This is a genomic window from Streptomyces sp. NPDC104814, from assembly GCF_055583185.1.
Map to the genome: position 1 here is coordinate 330,864 of NZ_JBVJOL010000009.1, position 17,972 is coordinate 348,835.

At 70.0% G+C, this 17,972-nt stretch carries 16 protein-coding genes, 2 pseudogenes and 1 riboswitch; of the genes and pseudogenes, 12 read left to right on the top strand and 6 right to left on the bottom strand.

Annotation, left to right across the window (positions count from 1 at the left end; all coding sequences use genetic code 11):
* The first annotated feature begins 140 nt into the window (after nucleotides 1-140).
* From ACZ64A_RS28070 to ACZ64A_RS28080, 3 genes are read left to right on the top strand one after another with little or no spacing between them, the layout of a single operon-like run.
* On the top strand, nucleotides 141-821 hold the full coding sequence (locus tag ACZ64A_RS28070) for a DJ-1/PfpI family protein (protein ID WP_469814221.1): 681 nt from the start codon (nucleotides 141-143) through the stop codon (nucleotides 819-821).
* Nucleotides 821-1,297: a DUF2269 family protein gene (locus ACZ64A_RS28075; RefSeq protein ID WP_469814222.1), complete on the top strand. Its 477-nt coding sequence runs from the start codon at nucleotides 821-823 to the stop codon at nucleotides 1,295-1,297. Before ACZ64A_RS28070 ends, ACZ64A_RS28075 begins: the two co-directional genes overlap by 1 nt.
* A gap of 3 nt (nucleotides 1,298-1,300) precedes the next feature.
* Nucleotides 1,301-1,618 carry a hypothetical protein gene (locus ACZ64A_RS28080; protein WP_469814224.1) on the top strand — a complete coding sequence of 106 codons (318 nt, stop codon included), beginning with the start codon at nucleotides 1,301-1,303 and terminating at the stop codon, nucleotides 1,616-1,618.
* Nucleotides 1,619-1,752: 134 nt separating this feature from the next.
* Here ACZ64A_RS28080 and ACZ64A_RS28085 read toward each other — a convergent pair whose 3' ends face one another.
* On the bottom strand, nucleotides 1,753-2,691 hold the full coding sequence (locus ACZ64A_RS28085; protein WP_469814225.1) for an alpha/beta fold hydrolase: 939 nt from the start codon (nucleotides 2,689-2,691) through the stop codon (nucleotides 1,753-1,755).
* Between the two features lie 210 nt (nucleotides 2,692-2,901).
* Here ACZ64A_RS28085 and ACZ64A_RS28090 point away from each other — a divergent pair, with 210 nt between their 5' ends.
* Nucleotides 2,902-3,495 (top strand): TetR/AcrR family transcriptional regulator, encoded by a 594-nt coding sequence (locus tag ACZ64A_RS28090; protein WP_469814227.1) that lies wholly within the window; start codon nucleotides 2,902-2,904, stop codon nucleotides 3,493-3,495.
* 754 nt (nucleotides 3,496-4,249) lie between these two features.
* Here the strand turns inward: ACZ64A_RS28090 and ACZ64A_RS28095 are convergent.
* A complete protein-coding gene (locus ACZ64A_RS28095; protein ID WP_469814229.1) occupies nucleotides 4,250-5,056 on the bottom strand; it encodes an SDR family NAD(P)-dependent oxidoreductase in 807 nt (268 codons plus the stop codon).
* 63 nt (nucleotides 5,057-5,119) lie between these two features.
* Between ACZ64A_RS28095 and ACZ64A_RS28100 the strand changes: the two genes are divergently transcribed.
* The 4 genes and pseudogenes from ACZ64A_RS28100 to ACZ64A_RS28115 form a co-directional block, all read left to right on the top strand.
* Nucleotides 5,120-5,905, top strand: coding sequence for a helix-turn-helix domain-containing protein (locus ACZ64A_RS28100; RefSeq protein ID WP_469814230.1), 786 nt, complete (start codon nucleotides 5,120-5,122; stop codon nucleotides 5,903-5,905).
* Nucleotides 5,906-6,025: 120 nt separating this feature from the next.
* Nucleotides 6,026-6,286: pseudogene (locus ACZ64A_RS28105) on the top strand (aldo/keto reductase); the annotation flags it as partial.
* 796 nt (nucleotides 6,287-7,082) lie between these two features.
* Nucleotides 7,083-8,465: a S53 family peptidase gene (locus tag ACZ64A_RS28110; RefSeq protein WP_469814232.1), complete on the top strand. Its 1,383-nt coding sequence runs from the start codon at nucleotides 7,083-7,085 to the stop codon at nucleotides 8,463-8,465.
* Between the two features lie 234 nt (nucleotides 8,466-8,699).
* A pseudogene (locus ACZ64A_RS28115) lies at nucleotides 8,700-9,038 on the top strand (transposase); the annotation flags it as partial.
* Between the two features lie 18 nt (nucleotides 9,039-9,056).
* Here the strand turns inward: ACZ64A_RS28115 and ACZ64A_RS28120 are convergent.
* Nucleotides 9,057-9,563: a DinB family protein gene (locus tag ACZ64A_RS28120; protein WP_469814234.1), complete on the bottom strand. Its 507-nt coding sequence runs from the start codon at nucleotides 9,561-9,563 to the stop codon at nucleotides 9,057-9,059.
* 552 nt (nucleotides 9,564-10,115) lie between these two features.
* Nucleotides 10,116-12,053, bottom strand: coding sequence for an AfsR/SARP family transcriptional regulator (locus ACZ64A_RS28125; protein ID WP_469814236.1), 1,938 nt, complete (start codon nucleotides 12,051-12,053; stop codon nucleotides 10,116-10,118).
* A gap of 133 nt (nucleotides 12,054-12,186) precedes the next feature.
* On the opposite strand from ACZ64A_RS28125, the gene ACZ64A_RS28130 reads away from it, so the two are divergent.
* Nucleotides 12,187-13,065 (top strand): alpha/beta fold hydrolase, encoded by an 879-nt coding sequence (locus tag ACZ64A_RS28130; protein ID WP_469814237.1) that lies wholly within the window; start codon nucleotides 12,187-12,189, stop codon nucleotides 13,063-13,065.
* Nucleotides 13,066-14,115: 1,050 nt separating this feature from the next.
* On the opposite strand, the gene ACZ64A_RS28135 is transcribed toward ACZ64A_RS28130, so the two are convergent.
* The gene (locus ACZ64A_RS28135) at nucleotides 14,116-14,679 is read right to left on the bottom strand and encodes an SUKH-4 family immunity protein (RefSeq protein WP_469814238.1); all 564 of its coding nucleotides are present in this window, start codon (nucleotides 14,677-14,679) and stop codon (nucleotides 14,116-14,118) included.
* A 728-nt stretch (nucleotides 14,680-15,407) separates the two neighbouring features.
* Nucleotides 15,408-15,551: riboswitch (cobalamin riboswitch) on the top strand.
* Between the two features lie 35 nt (nucleotides 15,552-15,586).
* On the opposite strand from ACZ64A_RS28135, the gene ACZ64A_RS28140 reads away from it, so the two are divergent.
* The 3 genes from ACZ64A_RS28140 to ACZ64A_RS28150 all read left to right on the top strand — a co-directional run bounded on the left by ACZ64A_RS28140 (nucleotide 15,587) and on the right by ACZ64A_RS28150 (nucleotide 17,069).
* Entirely contained in the window at nucleotides 15,587-15,808 is a 222-nt protein-coding gene (locus tag ACZ64A_RS28140) for a CbtB domain-containing protein (RefSeq protein ID WP_208030505.1), read from the top strand.
* A gap of 21 nt (nucleotides 15,809-15,829) precedes the next feature.
* Nucleotides 15,830-16,582, top strand: coding sequence for a CbtA family protein (locus ACZ64A_RS28145; RefSeq protein WP_469814240.1), 753 nt, complete (start codon nucleotides 15,830-15,832; stop codon nucleotides 16,580-16,582).
* A 148-nt stretch (nucleotides 16,583-16,730) separates the two neighbouring features.
* On the top strand, nucleotides 16,731-17,069 hold the full coding sequence (locus ACZ64A_RS28150; protein ID WP_469814241.1) for a hypothetical protein: 339 nt from the start codon (nucleotides 16,731-16,733) through the stop codon (nucleotides 17,067-17,069).
* A gap of 8 nt (nucleotides 17,070-17,077) precedes the next feature.
* Here the strand turns inward: ACZ64A_RS28150 and ACZ64A_RS28155 are convergent, their stop codons facing one another.
* Nucleotides 17,078-17,668 carry a histidine phosphatase family protein gene (locus ACZ64A_RS28155; protein ID WP_469814317.1) on the bottom strand — a complete coding sequence of 197 codons (591 nt, stop codon included), beginning with the start codon at nucleotides 17,666-17,668 and terminating at the stop codon, nucleotides 17,078-17,080.
* Nucleotides 17,669-17,972 lie beyond the last annotated feature (304 nt).

Here is a 17,972-nt window from a genome sequence, read left to right on the forward strand (position 1 = left end):
GAGGTTGTCTGCCGGGAAAGCGCTGGTCGGCGAAGTGGCGAGAACTCGTTGATTTGTGTCATTCAAGCCCATGGGCGGGGTCTGTTGTGCCGCCTAGCGTGAGCGCGGCAGTCAAGCACCCAGGGAAATGAGAGTCGCAGATGCTGGCCCAGTTCGTCCTCTTCGATGGTTTCGACCCTTTGGACGTCATCGCCCCGTTCGAAGTCTTCAGCGCCGCCCGAACCTTCACGGATCGGGTGACCGTCGAACTCGTCTCCGCTGAAGGAAGCAGGCAGGTGCCGAGCGGAATCCCCGGCGTCACGTTGTCGGCCGGAGCTTCTCTGGCCCCGGACCGCGCGGACCTGGTCGTCGTCCCGGGCGCGGCCGGCAGGCTCCCGGGGCAGGGCGCGGACGGCTCCGCCGAGGAACAGATTCCTGCGATCCTCGGCCGTGCGCTGACCACCGAACTCCCGAAGTTGCTGGCCGCCGCGCTGGCCGCAGAGGGCACCACGGTGGCCACGGTGTGCGGCGGGTCACTGGTGCTGTCGATGGCCGGACTTGTGCACGGCCGCCACGCCACCACCCATCACCAGGGTGTGGACCTGCTCGGCGCGGGCGGCGTGCACGTCGTCCCGGGCCGGGTCGTCGACGACGGCGACCTGGTCACCGCCGGCGGCGTCACCTCCGGCCTCGACCTGGGCCTGTATCTGCTGGACCGGGAGATCGGGCCGAAGATCGCGCTCGCGGTGGAGCAGCTGTTCGCCTATGAGCGCCGCGGCGTCGTCTGGCGTGACCGGGGGCCCGCGCCGGTGTCCGCCGCCGGCGGCGCGGAGCAGCCGTGATGACCAAGCTCCTGCTCATCCTGCACGTGCTCGCGGCGATCGTCGCCGTCGGCCCGGTGACCGTGGCGGGCAGCATGTTCCCCGCCGCGGCCCGCCGTGCCGCCGGTTCGCCCGACCGGAACGAAGCGGTGGCCACCGTACGCGTGCTGCACCGCGTCTGCCGCGTCTACGCCGCAGTCGGTCTGGCCGTTCCATGCCTCGGCTTCGCCACCGCGAGCCGGCTGCATGTCCTGGGCAGCCCCTGGCTGATCACCTCGATCGTGTTGACCGGTGCCGCAGCACTGGTGCTGGCGCTGCTGGTTCTGCCGGCCCAGGAACGCCTCCTCGCCGACCTGTCCGAATCCGCGCCCGGGACGGCGGTCGTCGAGCGCGTGCAGACCGCGCGCCTGGCCATGCTGACCGGCGCCTTCAATCTGCTCTGGGCGACGGTCACCGTCCTGATGGTCCTCCGCCCAGGCTCCACCACGGGAGCGTGACCCATGACCGCCGACTCCGCAGCCGCGCCACGGCTCGCACGCAAGCCGCTGCGTGTTGCAGCCATCATCGAACTGGTGAGCCTCACCGTGTTGTTGCTCAACATCGCCACCGGGGACGACCAGCAGATCGCGGCGCTGTTCGGTCCTGTCCACGGGATCGCCTGGCTCTTCGGCGTCCTGGCCACCTGGCGCGACCGGCAGCGCAGCACCGGCGCCGCGCTGCGCGCCGTCATTCCCGGCATCGGAGGGCTGCTCGCACTCCGCGCCCTGGAGCGCGCCGGCACACAGTCCGCTCCGGACGCGGTGGCAGGGGCACGATGAGAGCCCGCCTGCCCACGCTCGCTGCCACGGCCGCGCCCATCCTGACGTTCGTGAATTCGCCTCGTGCGGCAGTCAGATTTCGTGGTCTGAGTACCGCGCGGCCTTGGACAACGCGGTCGGTAGTTCGACGGGTGTCAGTCGTCGTCGGCGATGAAGTCTGCTATCGCGGCAGTGATGGCTTCGGGCTGCTCGTCGGGGATGAAGTGTCCAGCGCCGGGCACGACGATCCCGGTGGTGTTGTCGGCCCACGGGCTGATGGAGGCGGCCATGTCCGGAACGGAGCCGTGACTGCTGGAGATTCCGAGGATGGGCACGGTCAGGTGCCGCCACTTGAGCGCCTCACGGTTCTTGCGCGCTGACTCCGCGGCGTCTCGGTAGTACGCGAGGGAAGCGCGCAGGCCGCCGTCAACGGCGACGGCCGCCGCGTAGTGGTCCAGCTCGCCGTCGTCGAACGTGTCGGGAGACAGGGCCTTCACCTTCAAAAACCAGCCGACGTACTGACGTTCGCGGCCGGCAAGCAGCGTCTCGGGCAGGTCGGGCACGGTGTGGAACGCGAAGTGCCAGGTTTTCCACGCTCGATCCGGGTCGGTGGGAATCGCCTCCGGGAGAGTGATGCCGGGAATTCCGGCGTCGAGCAGCGCGACCCCGCGCAGGTGGCACTCGAAGTTCAGGGCGAGGGAGAAAGCGACCCAGGCGCCGATGTCGTGGGCGACCAGAAAGTAAGTCGACACTCCGAGAGCCTTCACGGCGGCGTGGACGTGCGCGGCGACCGCGTGCGTGTCGTAGCTGCCCTCCGGACGCTCGGAGTGGCCCTGACCTGGCAGGTCGATCGCGATGACGTGGAACCGGTGGGCGAGGCCGGGCATCACCTTTCGCCAGGCCCACCAGGTTTGCGGGAATCCAGCGAGCAGGACGACGGTCGGGCCGCTCGGCCGTCCGCCTTCTACGGCATGAAGGCGGACGCCGTCCGCGTCGACCCAGCGGTGAGTGAAGCCGGCCAGATGCTGCAGGGGCAGGGCGCGGATGGGGTTGCTTTCGGAGACATGTGGAGAGGCGGTTGCTTGGTCGGTCACGGGGATCCTCCGTCGGTGTCAGGTGTGCGGTTGGGCCGGTGTAGCTGACGGTGGTGGCTGAGACACGCGGTGTGCTCGCCCGGCCGCGAAGTGCGCGAAATGCCTGGCCATGACCACGCTTGAAGGTTACCCATCTTGAACTGATTAGTTCAAGATAGAATGGTGGCCAACACAGTCCGAACCATCGACGCATCGGCGAGGAAGTACCGCGTGGCAGGCAAGAAGCAGTTCGACATGGACACGGCGCTCGACGCCGCGATGATCCAGTTCTGGCGCGATGGCTACGCCGACACTTCATTGGACGATTTGTCTCGGGCGACCGGCCTGAACCGCAGTTCCATCTACGCTTCCCTGGGCGACAAGGACACGCTCTTCCTGCGCTGCCTGGATCGCTACGCCGCGCGCTATGGCGAGAAGTACGACGCCGCCCTGTCGTGTGCAGCCTCGGAACCCGCTGGCGCTCTTCGTGCGTTCTTCGACGTCACCCTCGAGCGCATCGCCGATCCCGAACTGCCTGATGGATGCCTGATTGCCCAGTCAGCCATGGCAATCCCAGTGCTGAGTCCCGGCGTCGCAGCGCACGCCAAGCAGGCGCTCGGCCTCCAACGCCTGCGCCTGCGCGCCGCGCTGAAGGCCGGCCGACTGACCGACCAGGAGGCCGAAGCCTTCGCTCTGCACGCGGCGGCTGTGAACCAGTCGCTCGCCGTCATGAGCAGGGCCGGGGCGAGCCGGGCGCAGCTGCTGACTATCGTGGGCGTGACCGTCGACGCCCTGTCGCAGGCGTTGCGCACGAAACAGATCTGATACGGCCAGTCGGGCTGGCAGCCTGGTACGCAGCGTCATTTCATGAGTGCGAGGGAGCGGCCCTCGCCTTTCTGGACTCGCTCCGGCGGAGCATCCCCTGGAGGTCTTTGACTGCCGCGCGGCACTCGCAGAGTTCTCCGTCGTCCTCGCTGAGCACGACCGCGGCGCGCCTGTCGTTGCTGACCGGCGGACGGTCGGTCGACCGGCCGTGCAGTGCTCGGTCTCCGGCACCTGGAGCAGCCAGTGCAGCGTTGCGCGACCGCCGCGAAGCGGCTGACCAAGGCGAGAGCTCGCACGCTCATCACGGCCCGGATCACGCCACGATCAGTCCTCCGCTCCCGTCGTCGTCCCCGTCCGGTGCGCCCGGACAGTGCAGCGGACGGAGGGTGTCGGTGAAGCTGTAGCGGCCGAGGAGGTTCAGAGTTCCTCACGCCACCAGATCGGCACACCCGCGGGCTGACGAGCATCACCTTGGGCGGGGGTGGCGGCACCCCGGCCTGCACGGGGTACAGCAGGCTGCCCCCCGGTGCTGACCCGGCCGAATGCCAGACCTGCCGGAAACGTATCCGTGAACCAAGCACGGTAGTTGACACATAAACGGGTATGCTGTCACCGACCTGCGCGGCGCAGTACCACTTCGTGTCACGCCGGCATGGACATGCCCGGCTACCGCCGAGGCCCCCCTGCCTGGTGCCGGGGCCGTGCAGCAGGTGATGCGCGCAGAGCCTGGGCGCTGCGGAGTGCTCCGTACCGGTCACGCCCTCGCCGCGAGGCAGCGCCAGTCGTTCCACGTGTCGAGCCGCTTCCGATAGGCCGCCTCGACCACCGGATAGGGGTAGGTGCCGAGGAAGAGCCGCAGGGGCGGTGCGTCGGTATCGACGAGTTCGAGGACAACGGCGGCGGTGCCTCGCGCGTCCTGGGGCGTGCGGGCGGACGCGCCGGCCCGGCGGGCGGCGCGGACGGGTTCGTAGGCGGGGAGCGGCTCGGTGTGCACTGCGGAGGCGCCCGACCAGTCGGTGCCGTAGGGGCCGGGTTCGACCAGAGTCATGTGGATCCCGAAGGGGGCGACCTCCTGGGCCAGGGCCTCGCTCATCCCCTCCAGGGCCCACTTGGAGGCGTTGTACAGCCCGAGCGTGGGGAAGGCGGCCAGGCCTCCGAGGCTGGAGACCTGCAGGATGTGACCGCTGCCCTGGGCCCGGAGGTACGGCAGGGCCGCCTGCGTCACCCACAACGGGCCGAACAGGTTGGTGTCGAGCTGCGCGCGAGCTTGTTCCTCGGTGGTTTCCTCGACCATGCCGAACAGGCCGTAGCCCGCGTTGTTGACGACCACGTCCAGGCGGCCGAAGAACTCGGCGGCCCGCTGCACCGCGGCGATCGCGGCGGTGCGGTCCGTCACGTCAAGGCGGAGGGGGAGAACGTTGTCCCCGTGGGCGTCCACGAGGGGCCGCAGGGTCTCGGGATCGCGGGCGGTGGCGGCGACGAGGTCGCCGCGGTCGAGAGCGGCCTCGGCCCAGATACGGCCGAAGCCGCGGGACGCGCCGGTGATGAACCAGGTCTTCATGGCATCGAGCCTGCGCCGTTCACGCCTCGGCAGCCAGCACCCCCACAGGGTTACCCTCGCACCATGGCGGCCGACAACTTTCTGGGAGATTTCCTCAAGGCCCGGCGCGGACGAGTCGCTCCGGCGAACGTGGCGGTGCCCGCCGGCGGACGTCGCCGGGTGGCAGGACTGCGCCGGGAGGAACTGGCCCGGCTCGCCGGAATCAGCGAGCCGTACCTGGTCCGGCTCGAACAGGGCGTCGACCGGCACCCTTCGCCCCAGGTACTGCGCTCCCTCGCGCGGGCGCTGAAGCTGGACGCCTACGCCTCCGCTCACCTGCACGCCCTCGCCGGTCCCGCCCCCGTGCCGCCGTCGCGGACCGCGGTCTCCGCGGACGTGCACCGGCTGCTCGACGCGTGGGCGGACCGCCCTGCGTACGTGCGCGACCGGTGCTTCGACGTGCTGGCGGCGAACAAGCCGGCCCGTGCGCTCGCCCCGATGTACGAGCCCGGTAGCAACCTGGTCCGAGCGGTGTTCCTCGACCCGGCGTCCCGCCGGCTCTTCCCCGACTGGGCGGAGGTGGCCGCGCAGACCGCAGCGGCCCTGCGTGCCGAAGCCGACCCACGCGACCCCAAAATCGTCCGCCTGCTCGCAGAGTTGGAGACGGACGAGGCGTTCCGTCGTATGTGGGCGCGGCACGAGACGCGGCCCGCCCGGGACGAACTCAAACGCTTCGCGCACCCGGTCGTCGGCACCCTCGCCCTGCGAAGGCAGGCCCTCACCGTCGGCGGCGCAGAGCAACAGGTGATCATCGTGTACCAGGCGACGGCCGGGAGCCCGTCCGAAGCGGCCCTGGCGCGTCTTCTATGACGCGCCGGATGCTTTGCCGTTGGCACGGCAATCTCGAGCGTCGTTCCGGTGACAAAAGCGTGCTGAACGAGTACCTGTGACACGTCGGATGCCTCATCGCTGACAACCCGACTGCTTCGGCCTTTTTCATCCGCCAGCTCATCCCACCCTGAGGTCCTGGCCGTCGCCCGGGCGCACGACGCCGGTCCGGCCCAGATCCGGATCGCCTGGATCCTGCACCGGGGCCCGCATGTGCTGGCCATACCGGGCACCGGGGATCCGGGCCATGTGGCGGCGAACGTGGCAGCGGGCGCCCTGCGGCTCTCCGAGGACGAGCTCGCTCTCCTCGACGCCCTGCACCTCGAAGGCTCGGGCGAGGCAGCACCCGGGGGTACTGTCTGATGAGGCCAAGGGCCGGGGGCCGGCTGCGACGCTTCCCGAAACGCTCACGGACTGACCACGGTGTCGCTCGGCCGTACGACCGGAGACTTCTCCCGTGCACTTGACGATCAGCTTCTGGCTGCTGCCTGCCGCGACGAAGGCTGCGACGAGATTGTCCAGAACCTGCCGCACCTGGGCAGCGAAGTCATCCGGTACCTCGTGCGTGAGCGGGTTCAGGGCCCCTGCCGGGATACGAAGATCAGGCCGCCAACCCTTATGGCCTGGGAGAAGGGGAGAGCGCCGTATCGGCCTGGCCGCCAGGTCGCTGTCCGAGACCGTCGCAGCGCTCCCTTCCATGACGGCGCTTGTGCCCGGTCGGGCAACAGGCCCGCCTCGCGCGGCCGGTACGCCCTGATCGGACAGCGCGAAACGTACGGCAGGCTGTTGTGCAAGAGCAGCTTGCTGCCGCCCACGACGTAGGAGCATCAACCAGGGTTGACAGTGCGCCCGAACTCGCCTGGCCGGCAGCGGTGGACGATCCAGACCTCACGGGGGCAAGGCCTCGCAGCAGGCGGTCGCAGAAGACCCGGCGAGCAGGGTGTCACGGGCGCGATCGGTGTCATCCGGCACTGTGTCAGCCGTCGTGGGCGCTACCGCTTCGGACGGCACGCCTACGTCGGGCCGGCGCAGTCTTCGAGGTGCGCTGCGGGTAAAGGATTCGGCATCGACCGTTCAACCGCCTTGTCCTGTGCATGACTTAATCGATGGGATGTGCGAGACCACTTCGTGCGACTCCGCACATCCCAGGGGAGATTTCGTGCACATAGTCCGTACCGGACGAGGCGCCGCTGCGGCGTCCGCCACCGTCGCCGCCGCATTCGCCGCCGCCGCCCTGGCGACCGCTCCCTCGGCCGGCGCCACCAGCGCGGCTGCGCCCGCCGCCGTGCCGCACACCAAGGCGGTACCGGCTATCGCCGGGCATACCCTCGTTCACGGCGTGGCCGCGCCACTGCCCACCGATCAGTGCCAGGCCAAGTGGAAGATCGCCTGCTACAACCCGCTCCAGTACCGCACCGCGTACAACCTCAACCCGCTGTACCGCAAGGGCATCACGGGCAAGGGACGCACGATCGTCATCGTCGACTCGTTCGGGTCGCCGACGATCCAGCACGACCTGGACGTCTACAGCAAGCAGTTCGGGCTGCCCAGCACCAAGGTGCAGGTGGTCAAGTGGGGCAAGGTCCCCGTCTTCGACCCCAAGAACGCGGACATGACGGGCTGGGCCGGAGAGAGCACGCTGGACGTCGAGATGGCGCACGCCGTGGCACCCGGCGCCCGGATCGTGCTGGTGGAGACCGCGGTGGCCGAGACCGAGGGCACCACCGGTCTGCCGGAGATGATGGATGCCGAGAAGTACCTCATCGACCGCGGTGTCGGCGACGTCATCACCCAGAGCTTCGGCGCCACCGAGAACACCTTCCCCGGCTTTGAGAAGGGCGACTTCTCCAGCATCGCCAAGCTGCGCTACGCCTTCCAGGAAGCGAACCGCAAGCACGTCACCGTGCTCGCCTCCTCCGGCGACGGCGGTGCCACCGACGCGACCGCGGACGGCAAGGGCTACTACAAGGAGCGTGTCAACTCCTGGCCCTCCTCGGACCCGCTGGTCACTTCCATCGGCGGCACGCAACTGCACCTGGACGACCAGGGCCGGCGCGTCAAGCCGGACAGCGTCTACAACGACAACGGCGCGGGCGGCGGCGGCCAGTCACACGTCTTCTCCCGCCCGGCTTTCCAGAACGGCGTGAAGAAGGTCGTCGGCGCCCGCCGCGGCACCCCGGACGTGTCGATGGCTGCCGCGGTCAACGGCGGGGCCTGGATCTACTCGAGCTTCGATCCGACCGCCAGCGGCTGGGACGTCTCCGGTGGCACCAGTGAGGCCAGCCCGTTGTTCTCCGGCATCGTCGCCCTCGCCGACCAGGTCGCCGGACACCGGGTCGGCGACATCAACGAAGCCCTCTACGGCCTGGCTCGCCACCGCGGCACCGGCGTCATCGACGTCAACGACGGCACCGACAACAGCTACGCCGGCGTCACCGGCTACAAGGCTGTCAACGGCTACGACATGGCCACCGGCGTCGGCACCATCGACGCCCTGCGATTCGTGCCGGCCCTGGCCTGGGCGGCCGCCCACCACCGCTGAGTCCGGTCGCGCGGTAGCGCACGCACACACCACCCCTGAGGACGGCTCGACGCCCTGGCCCGGCGCGAGCCGTCCTCGCCGTTCGAGGGCCCGATCCCCAGGGAGGGGCGGGGCGGCTGCGACCGGGGGTTGTGACGGCCGGACCAGTTTCAGAATCCGGACAGTCGGCGTTGCTCGTGGTGGTCCAGGGTCCGTCTTCGCCGTCTGGACCCGCTTCCGCCGCTACGCCCTGGACGGCGGTCCCGCACCGGCCTGGGCCGACCTCGCTGCCGGCCTGACCAGGTCATCGCCGACAAGGCCTACAGCTCCCGCGGCTCCCGCGCCTACCTGCGCGAACGCGACATCGCACACACCATCCCGGAGAAGGCCGACCAGCGGCGCCACCGGCTCAACCGGGGCCGCCGCGGCGGCAGGCCACCCGGGTTCGACCGGGAGGCATACCGCCGGCGCAACACCGTCGAGCGCTGTTTCAACCGGCTCAAGGGCTTCCGCGGGATCGCGACCAGATACGACAAGACCGCCACCTCCTACGAGGCAGCGGTCAGTCTTGCGTCGTTCCCGCTCTGGGCAAGATCCGTGGGAAGACGGACCCTAGTCGCCGGTCGTGCCGTCGAGCATCTCGCGCAGGATGTCCAGGTGGCCGTTGTGGCGGGCCGTCTCCTCGGTGAGGTGGAGGAGGATCCAGCGCAGGTCGACGTGGAGGCCGTTGCGGACGGCTCGCTGGGCATGCTTCTCCAGGCCGTTCGCTGCGACCAATTCGCGGTAGCGGGCGCTCTGTTCGGCGTATTCGTCGAGCAACTGCGTGAGCGGGAAGTCGACGGCGATACGCATCTCGCGGTCGGGGTCCTCCTCGGTCCAGGGGCCCCGGTCCTCCTCGCCGAGGAAGACCACTTGGAACCAGTAGTACTCGACCCAGCGGAGGTGGTTGATCAGCCCGCTCATGGTCATCAGGGGTGAGCCCGGCAGGAGCGCCTTGCGTGCGTTGTCCGCGGAGACGCCGGCGCACTTGGCGCGGGCGGTGTCACGTGCGTAGTCGAGGAAGGTGGTGAGCTGGGTGCGCTCGTCCCACGCGGGTGGGGTGTCGTCGATTCTGGTCATCGCGCGAAGCGTCCCCGATCACCGCGACCGATGTCGAGGCATTTAACGCCGGGGCCCAACCTGCTCCACCCAGCTCCTTGTCCGGCGGGACGCCACAGCGATTCAGCGCCAGTGGGCGGCCCCGGCATGATCCGCGGACAGGCCCTGGTGGGCGCCGGACTGCACCCGTCCCACGCTGACCAGGCGCGGCACTGTGCAGAGTGTGGCGGCCGGCGGCCAGATAGGGCCGGTCGCTGCGGTGAAGGCCACTGCTGCCGTGCCGACGGCCATGTCTTGCCGCAGACCGCGCATGCAGCGCGGCCGAGCTTGAAACGCAGGCGAGCGTCAGCGTCTCTCAGGGCATGCGCCACCCGCTGTGGAACACGACGCAGGACACCACCCCACAACGCCGTGTCCGGCAGGCTTTTGTTACCGGCGTGGGTTTCCGAGGAGTGCTGACGACCGGTTGTGCACATGGGGCTGGGCTGGTCCGGGACCCGTCTTGCCCGGTCAGCGTGGAGCGGACAGGTGGGTGGGGCGGACAGGTGGAGGCGGGGCTGCGGACGATGTCGGTCATCGCTCATTCGCGCAAGCTTCCGCCTCCGCCAGGTACCGCGTCACCGGCCCCAGCGTCAGCATCCCACTCGCCCCGCCCGCGTGTTCCGTTTGGGCGGTGCGCAGGGCCGTTGCCGCGTGGGCGGCGACCGGGCGCTCGTCGAGGCGGGCGGCGGCGTGGGCCGTCAGGCACCACAGTGCCTCCTGCATGTGATCAAGGGGTGGTTCGGGCGTGAGAGTCAGGGCGGTACGGGCTTCCTCGTCACGGTTCTGGGCGAGCAGCACCAAGGGGCGCGTCCAGGGGCGGTACGGCCCCCAGTCGAGGGCGGGATCGGTGGGCGCCGGGCGGCCGTGCAGGAGGCGTAGGCCCAGGAGGGCGAGGGCGAACAGGCCGCGGTGCAGTCCTGGCATGCCTGCTGTCCCGGCGAGGGCGTCTTCGGCGGCGCGGTACTGCGCCGCGGCCGTGGCGGCCGTCGGTCCGCCCGGTTCGGCGCTGCGCGCGGCCGTGATCCGGGCCCGGAACCAGCCGGTGAGTACGGGGACGAGAGTGGCCTCGGTGCTGACGGCGAGCTGCTCGGCGGCCTCGGCGTGTGCGGTCGCGCCGTCGAGGTCGCCGACAGCGGAGGCGGATTGCAGGCGGATGAGCCTGCCGAGCACGGCGAAGTCCGGCAGCTCGTGCCGGGTGGTCAGGTCGAGGATCTCGGCGCCGATCACGTCCCGTGCTGCCGCGAGTCCGGGCCGGGTGAAGGACTGGAGGAACTTGCCGTTGAGGGCGAACGCCAGCAGGGCAGGATCGCCCAGCTCCCGGGCCAGCGCCTCGGCCTCGCGCGCCGCCTGTCCGGCGCGCCTGCGTGCGGCGGCGGACAGGTCGGCGCTGCGGCTCTCGACCGCGACGGTGGCCAGCAGGCGGGCGCGTAGTTCGGCCGGGCCGTCGGTGCCGAGCGCGGTGAGTGTGCGTTCGGCCGCCGCGACGACGGCGCGGGACTGCTCGGGGTCGTCGGCCCGGCTCCAGAGGGCGGGCACGTCGTAGGCGCCGATGACGCGGGCGGTCAGCGCGGTGTCTCCGGTGCGCTCCGCCGCCTGGACGGCGGCGAGGCGGTCGCGCCGCGAATGGATGAGGGCGTCGCCACCCGCCAGTGCCAGGGTGCGGGCCAGTTCGACGGTGGTGCGCGGTCCGAGTCGTACGCCGGCGGTCCACACAGTACGCGGCGCCTGGATCATCGTAGTTCCATGCAGTATGTCCGTCTCCAGGCGCTGGAGGTCGGCACCGGGGTCGAGCCCAAGCTGGTCCGCGAGCATCGTGCGGGCGCGGCGGAGGGTGGCCAGCGCATCTGCCTGACGGCCTGCCCGGTGCAGTGCGCGGGCCAGCAGTCCCCAGGCCTGCTCGCGCCAGGGGTGCTCGGTGACGTGGGCGCCCAGTTCGGCGATGAGCTCGGCTCCTGAACCGGAGTCGAGGAGGATACGGGCGCGCAGTTCTCTCCCCTCCAGCCTCAGTTCCTCCAGCCGGGTACGTTCGCGCTGGGCCCAGGAGGAGTCGGTCACGTCGGCGTAGGCGGGACCGCGCCAGGCTGCGAGGGCCGCCTCGAGGTCGGGCAGCGCATCGGGTGTACGCCGGGCGCGGGCCAGGGCGTCCTCGAACCGGTGGACGTCCACGGTGTGGCGCGGCAGGCGCAGCGCGTAGCCGGGTCCTTCCGTGACAAGGATGCGCGGCGGGGTGCGGGGTGGCCGGTCGGGTTCGACGGCGCGGCGCAGCGCGGCGATGAACGTACGCAACGCACCCACGGCGCGCACCGGTGGCTCGGCCCACAGGTCGTCCACGAGGGTGTCGGTGGGGACCATCCGTGCCTCGGCGGCGACGAGCCGGGCGAGCACCTCGCGGTGGCGGGGTCCGCCCAGGTCGACGGGGGTGCCGTCGTCATGGAGGGCCCGCACGGCACCGAGTACGTCGATTCGCATGTCCTCCATCTTCCGTGCCGCGGATCTGTGGCGTCGAAGCGTACTGATCGGCTGCTGATCGCCGTCGCCCACGCTGATCCCGTCCGTCCTCGGACCGAGGCTTTCGGTCCGCAGACCCCAGGAGGGGGCCTTCATGACGCTCGCCATCCCCGGTTTCGACCACGTCCGTCTGCCCGGCGCGGACGGAGTGGAGCTCGCTGCTGCCGTCGGCGGCAGCGGCAGCCCGATCGTGCTGCTGCACGGCTTTCCGCAGACCCACCTGATGTGGCGGCACGTAGCCGAGCGGCTCGCCGACGAGCACACGGTGATCTGTCCCGACCTGCGCGGCTACGGCGCCAGTGACAAGCCGGCGGCCACCGGTCCTGAGGTGTACTCCAAGCGCACCATGGCTGCCGATGTCGTCACCCTGGCGGCAGCCCTCGGCCATGAGCGCTTCGCCCTGGTCGGCCACGACCGAGGCGCTCTCGTTGCCTTCCGGGCAGGCCTGGACCATCCCGAGACCCTCTCACACGTGGGCATTCTCGACGTTGTGCCGACCTTGGACATGTGGAACGTCCTGCACGGTGTCCCGGCAGCGGTTGGCTACCACCTGTTCCTCATGGCGCAGCCGCCGGGTCTGCCGGAGACGATGATCTCCAACAGTGCCGACGCCTATTTCGGCTCCTTCCTCGACGCTTGGGCCGGCGACCCGGCGGCCATGCCGGAACCGGTCCGGGCCGCGTACCTGCGGGCCAGCGCCGCGGCTGTGCCGTCGATCGTCGCGGACTACCGGGCCTCGGCGGGCATTGACGTCACGCACGACCAAGCGGACCAGGACGCCGGCTCGCAGCTGGCCATGCCCGTGACGGTCGTCCAGCAGGACTGGGGTGCGCGACTGGGCTACGACGCCGCAGCGGTCTGGCGCGTGTGGGCGCCGGACCTGGAACACCGGCTGACCGGCGCGGGGCATTTCATGGCTGAGGAAGCGCCCGACGAGATCACCCAGGTGATACGCGCCCTGCTGCTCCGCTGAGCCGCCACCCGAGCCAAGAGCGGCGTCGGGCAAGCCCGCGTTCTGGGCCACCGGACCGACCCCGCGATCCGGTGGCCCGTGAACCGCCCGCCTGCCCACGGTCGTGGTTCACTGCCCGGGAAGACCCGGTGCCGCTCACCAGGGCGCAGGCAGCGCCCTGATGGCCACGAAGCCGACAACGCCGGCGGCGACTGGCCTGGCGGCCGGCTTCCGGCGGCCCGCCCCTTCTCGCCTTCTCCTTCTCTTCGAGGGCAGCGGTCTTTTCGAGCTCGGCCTGATCCCTCGCTGCCAGAGCCTGTTCGGTTGAATCGCGTCGTCCGCCCGCGAACGCTCTCACTTCTCAAACAGCCCTGACGGGACAAAATGCTCTTTTGAAGGGCAGCACCATGGCCGGGCTGGGCTCTGCCCGCCATGGCTCAGTCCGCTCAAGTCACCGCCGCCGGGTGAACGAGGCTCTCGGACAAGTGCACCGGTGGGATCGCTCCATGGCAGCCCCACAGCGACTGAAGTGACTCAAGGTCTACGTATGATGCGCGAAGCGGTTCCTCGTGTCGTTCGCCTCTGAGGTGAACGCAAGCCGGGAGAAAGCGGCTTACGTACGGCACACGGCCCCGCGTGACGTTCCAGGCCGGCCACTCCACCCTCACCGCCGCGCTCGGCAACCTGCTGCACAGCCTCGCCCGCCCGTCGCCGTCGGTGGATGCGGCTTCGTAAAGGAGACGGTCCTCGTGGACGCTGTACCCGGCCCGACCGGCCGATGATCACCGTGGACGAGGACTGGCTCCACGGCGAAGTCCCGCTTTCGAGTCCACCGTTGGCGACCACCTGGGCCGGAGCGCAGCCGGCGGCTGCCGCCCACCTCGCCGAGGAAATGGGCTCCAGAGACGCCGCGGGTCTCGGCTCGGAGAGTAGCGTTTTCGTCCCGCTCGATCCGCGAACACCTGCGCCGACGCGGCATCCGCGCCGCGCCCCCCGTCCCGGTGGACCGACGCGGCCATCGTGTCTGCGACGCGGCAGCCGAGGCGGCAGACCACCCGTCAACCAAGCCCCCTAGCCCCGCAGAAGGTTGCGCACATACCGCAGCACCGCGAACCAGGACGATTCGGGATTTTGCAGGGCGGCGGGATCGGCTTGGCGCATCCGATGCGAAAGCCTGTCCGCGGCTCCCTCGGGGTCGACACCCTCGTCGGTGCCGGCCTCGGCGTCGTACTCCGGCCTTTCCTCCTCCAGGGCGTGCAGGAAGTACGCCAGGGCGTCGATGCTGCTGTTGAGCAGGTGCGGCGCACCTTCCTCCGGCACGCAGTACACGATGCCGGTGGCGGTATCGACGATGACGTCGTCAAGGGCGATCCCTCCGAGCGTCAGCCAGGCCGACATGTCGAATGCGCAGTTCGGGTACTTCTCCGCGACGGCCTGCCACGCCTCACCGCCGATCCGCAGGTCACCGTCGAGAAGGAACCGGTCCCACTCGAACCAGCCCACCTGGTCCGGCAGCCCGACCTCGCGCAGGAAGATCCTGGTCGGCTCATGCGCGACGGCAGCCAGCACACCGTCGTCCAGAGCGACCAGATCATCGGCGCTGAAGACCGACTCCATTCGAGTCCGGTCGATCAAAGGGCTCATGGAATTCCGCAGTTTCGGTCGGGACGGACATCGGGCGACCCCATTGTGCGGGACCCGACCGCACGCTGGTGAGCCGCACGATCCGGGAGTCCACCGAGACCGCCCGGCCGAAGTCCTCATCGGCGTCGGCCCTGCCCGGCGGCCCAGGCCGGGAGCCGGATCGCGGCGGATGGGCCATCGGCGCGGTGAACACCCGCCCCCAGGTGCCGTCGACGGCCCGCACCCGCGGCCGGTTGCCGACGCCGGGCCCGTTTCCGCACCTCTCCGACGCTGCCGGAAGCCCTGCGCCAGGACCGGGCGCCGCGCCGGACACCCGCTGGGAGACCGATCGCACTCGGTCCGTCGGCGATGCGTTCAAGGAGACGCTGACGCTCGTGGGTGCCGGGGAGGGGGTCTTCGCCGTCGGCGCCCACACAAGGCGCTACTTCGCTCGCCCCGACGTCGTCCATGTCCCCTTCGAGGACGCGGCGCCAGTGGAAAACTTCCGACACGGCGGTGAGAAGCGACCCGAGTGGACTTGTACAGCGTCATGTGCGTGAGTGACCGGACCAAGGCACTGGAGTGGTTCGAGGTGTTCTTCGGGCGCCCGGCGGACGAGATCGCGAGGAATACCTGTGCAGCTCGGTGAGAAGGCTGGTTCGAACCCTTTTCCCATGAGACCCGTTCCGCCCCGCCCGCTGCGAGAGGAAGATCACGCAGGCTGAGGCGGTCTTGGCCGTGCTCGTGTCACGCGGTACGGTCTGTCCGATATCGACGACGGCGAGACGGAAGCCGGTGGGAATCCGGCACGGTCGCGCCACTGTGTGCCAGACACCGCAGGTGTCCGGTGAGTCAGACCCGTGGCCGTCGTCCAGTGCACCACCGAGATGGGACGCGAACTCCCAGAGGAGGTTCTGCCATGGCGCAGACCGTCGCCCAGCCGACAGCCACCACTCCCGCCATCCCCGCGAAGCTGCCGCTGAAGGCGATAGCTCCCTGGGCGGTCTTCTTCGGCATCCTGATGCTGGTCCTGCTGTACTTTGTCGGCGCCGAGCAGGGCGCCACCTCCGTGTTCAACGGCACGGACGTCCACGAGTGGGTACACGACGCCCGCCACCTGCTCGGCTTCCCCTGCCACTGACGCGAGGGGCGCCCGACTCCCATGAACTCCGCATCGGTAAGAAACCTCCTCGTGCGGGGCATGCTCGCCGGTCTCGCGGCCGGCGTGTTCGCCCTCCTCGTCGCCTACCTCCTCGGTGAGCCGAACGTCGACAAGGCGATCAGCTTCGAGGCGGCGCACTCCCACGAGCACGAGATGGAGGTCGTCTCCCGCTCCCTGCAATCCACCGCCGGCCTCGCCACCGGCGTCCTCGTGTACGGCGTCGCCTTCGGCGGCATCGCCGCTCTCGCCTACTGCTTCGCCCTGGGCCGCGTGGGCCGCTTCAGCCCGCGGGCGACGGCGCTGCTGCTGTCCGGCTGCGCTCTGCTCGCCGTCTATGTCGTGCCTTTCCTGAAGTATCCGGCGAACCCGCCGTCGGTCGGCGATCCCGACACCATCAGCAAGCGGACCACGCTGTACTTCCTGATGATGCTGCTCAGCGTCCTCCTCGCGGTCGCCGCCACCCTCCTGGGCAAGCGCCTGGCGCCCGGCCTGGGCACCTGGTGGGCGACGGTGGTCGCGGTGGCGGCCTTCGCCGTCGTGATCGGCCTGGCCTACCAGTTCCTGCCTGTCATCAACGAGGTGCCGAAAGACTTCCCGGCCACCTTGCTCTGGCGGTTCCGGCTCTCGGCCCTGGCGATCCAGCTGAGTCTGTGGACAGGTTTCGGCCTGCTCTTCGGTGAACTGGCGGAACGCCTGTTGAACCCCAAGCCGGCAACGGCCGCGAGCGGCCGCGTGGTTCCGGCCGCGCACTGATTCCTTCCAGACAACAGAGGGCCCCTTCGGAACCATCCGGGGGCCCTCTGGCGTTCCCCGGGCACCGAAGCACACCCAGCCACACGAACGGCACTGACAGGCAGCTCGACCAGATGCGGACCACTCAGTCCAGGAGCGGAGGAGCCGAGTGGCCAGAACCCCCCAGCCGCGCCACATAACCCACGGTGGCCGCCAGGCGGTCGCCCTCACCCTGGAGGAATACGACCAACTGATCGCCAGCCGACGGCAGATCGGCGGGCAGAGCGCCCGGGTCCGGGTCCTCGGCCAGCAAGCCAAACGCACCGAAGAGCTCCTTCACGACCTGGAGGCACTGGTAGCTGCACAAGGAGAGGGCTGCGAGCAGCAGGTCCACACGCCTTCGACGAGGTGCCGCGAAGAACGGGCCACCCAGAAGAACACCGACAACTCCTGCCTGCGCTGCGAGTTGGCGGCGCTGCTGCGTCGCCACCGGGATTCGACGTCCTGAACAACCGGTCACAGGTTCTCATCGACGTCACGCACGGCCAGGGGTTGTCCCAGCCGCAGATTCCAGCGCCCGGCCCGTCCACTGAGTTCGGTCACCGTCAGCGGCGGAACGTCGAGGCGCCAGAAGACCGTGGCGGATATCCCCAACGCCGCTGTGACAGCAGCCCGCACCACCTCCGGCTCGACGACCGCGAGCGTGCGACCCTCGACAGCTCGCGCTTCCTCCAGCCACTGCGCGACCCTCTGGCACAGGGCATGTACGGACTCACCCCCGTGGGGTGCGCTGCGCGGATCGGCGAGCCAGAGGGCCACGGCTTCCGGTTCGGCAGCCCCCACCGCATCCAGTGTGTGGCCCTGCCAGCGGCCCACGTCCAGGCCGCCCAGCTCTGGCGACTCCACGCCATCGAAGCCGAGGGCAGCCGCCGTGTCCCGGCAGCGCACACTCGGGGAGATGAGGACACGCGCAGGCGCGGGCAGTGACCCGGCGGCCTCACGGGCACGGGCCGCGCCGATGTCGTCGATGGAGTCTCCGTCGTAGAAACGGGCCTGCCGCAGCGACCGGCACATGGCGGGCGAGACGAAGGCAACGCGGCTGGTCACGCGGCTGCTCCTCCTGTCGGTGTCATGGGTCTGGTTTTCCACTGCGGTGATGTGCCTGCGAAGCGAGACCGGCGACCCCGCAATGCGCAGAGCCATGGCCGGCCTCGCGCGGCGGCTTCCGCGTGCCATCATGCAGGACGCCCTGGAGTGCGTGGTCGTCCGCGCAGCAGATCCTGTGGGTGACGCGGCCCCGGGACCCTGCGCGATGCCATGCTCATCCGCAACGGCGTCCATCCCGACGTGGCCCCCCCGGCTGTTGCTGACGGCCGAGCAGGGATACTCGGCCGTCAGCGTTCCGCCCGGT

What these genes read in the sequence shown, in the direction of transcription:
- ACZ64A_RS28070 (WP_469814221.1), top strand. Translation starts at nt 141, where the DNA reads ATGCTGGCCCAGTTCGTCCTCTTCGATGGTTTCGACCCTTTGGACGTC.
- ACZ64A_RS28075 (WP_469814222.1), top strand. Translation starts at nt 821, where the DNA reads ATGACCAAGCTCCTGCTCATCCTGCACGTGCTCGCGGCGATCGTCGCC.
- ACZ64A_RS28080 (WP_469814224.1), top strand. Translation starts at nt 1,301, where the DNA reads ATGACCGCCGACTCCGCAGCCGCGCCACGGCTCGCACGCAAGCCGCTG.
- ACZ64A_RS28095 (WP_469814229.1), bottom strand. Translation starts at nt 5,056, where the DNA reads ATGAAGACCTGGTTCATCACCGGCGCGTCCCGCGGCTTCGGCCGTATC.
- ACZ64A_RS28100 (WP_469814230.1), top strand. Translation starts at nt 5,120, where the DNA reads ATGGCGGCCGACAACTTTCTGGGAGATTTCCTCAAGGCCCGGCGCGGA.
- ACZ64A_RS28120 (WP_469814234.1), bottom strand. Translation starts at nt 9,563, where the DNA reads ATGACCAGAATCGACGACACCCCACCCGCGTGGGACGAGCGCACCCAG.
- ACZ64A_RS28125 (WP_469814236.1), bottom strand. Translation starts at nt 12,053, where the DNA reads ATGCGAATCGACGTACTCGGTGCCGTGCGGGCCCTCCATGACGACGGC.
- ACZ64A_RS28130 (WP_469814237.1), top strand. Translation starts at nt 12,187, where the DNA reads ATGACGCTCGCCATCCCCGGTTTCGACCACGTCCGTCTGCCCGGCGCG.
- ACZ64A_RS28140 (WP_208030505.1), top strand. Translation starts at nt 15,587, where the DNA reads ATGGCGCAGACCGTCGCCCAGCCGACAGCCACCACTCCCGCCATCCCC.
- ACZ64A_RS28145 (WP_469814240.1), top strand. Translation starts at nt 15,830, where the DNA reads ATGAACTCCGCATCGGTAAGAAACCTCCTCGTGCGGGGCATGCTCGCC.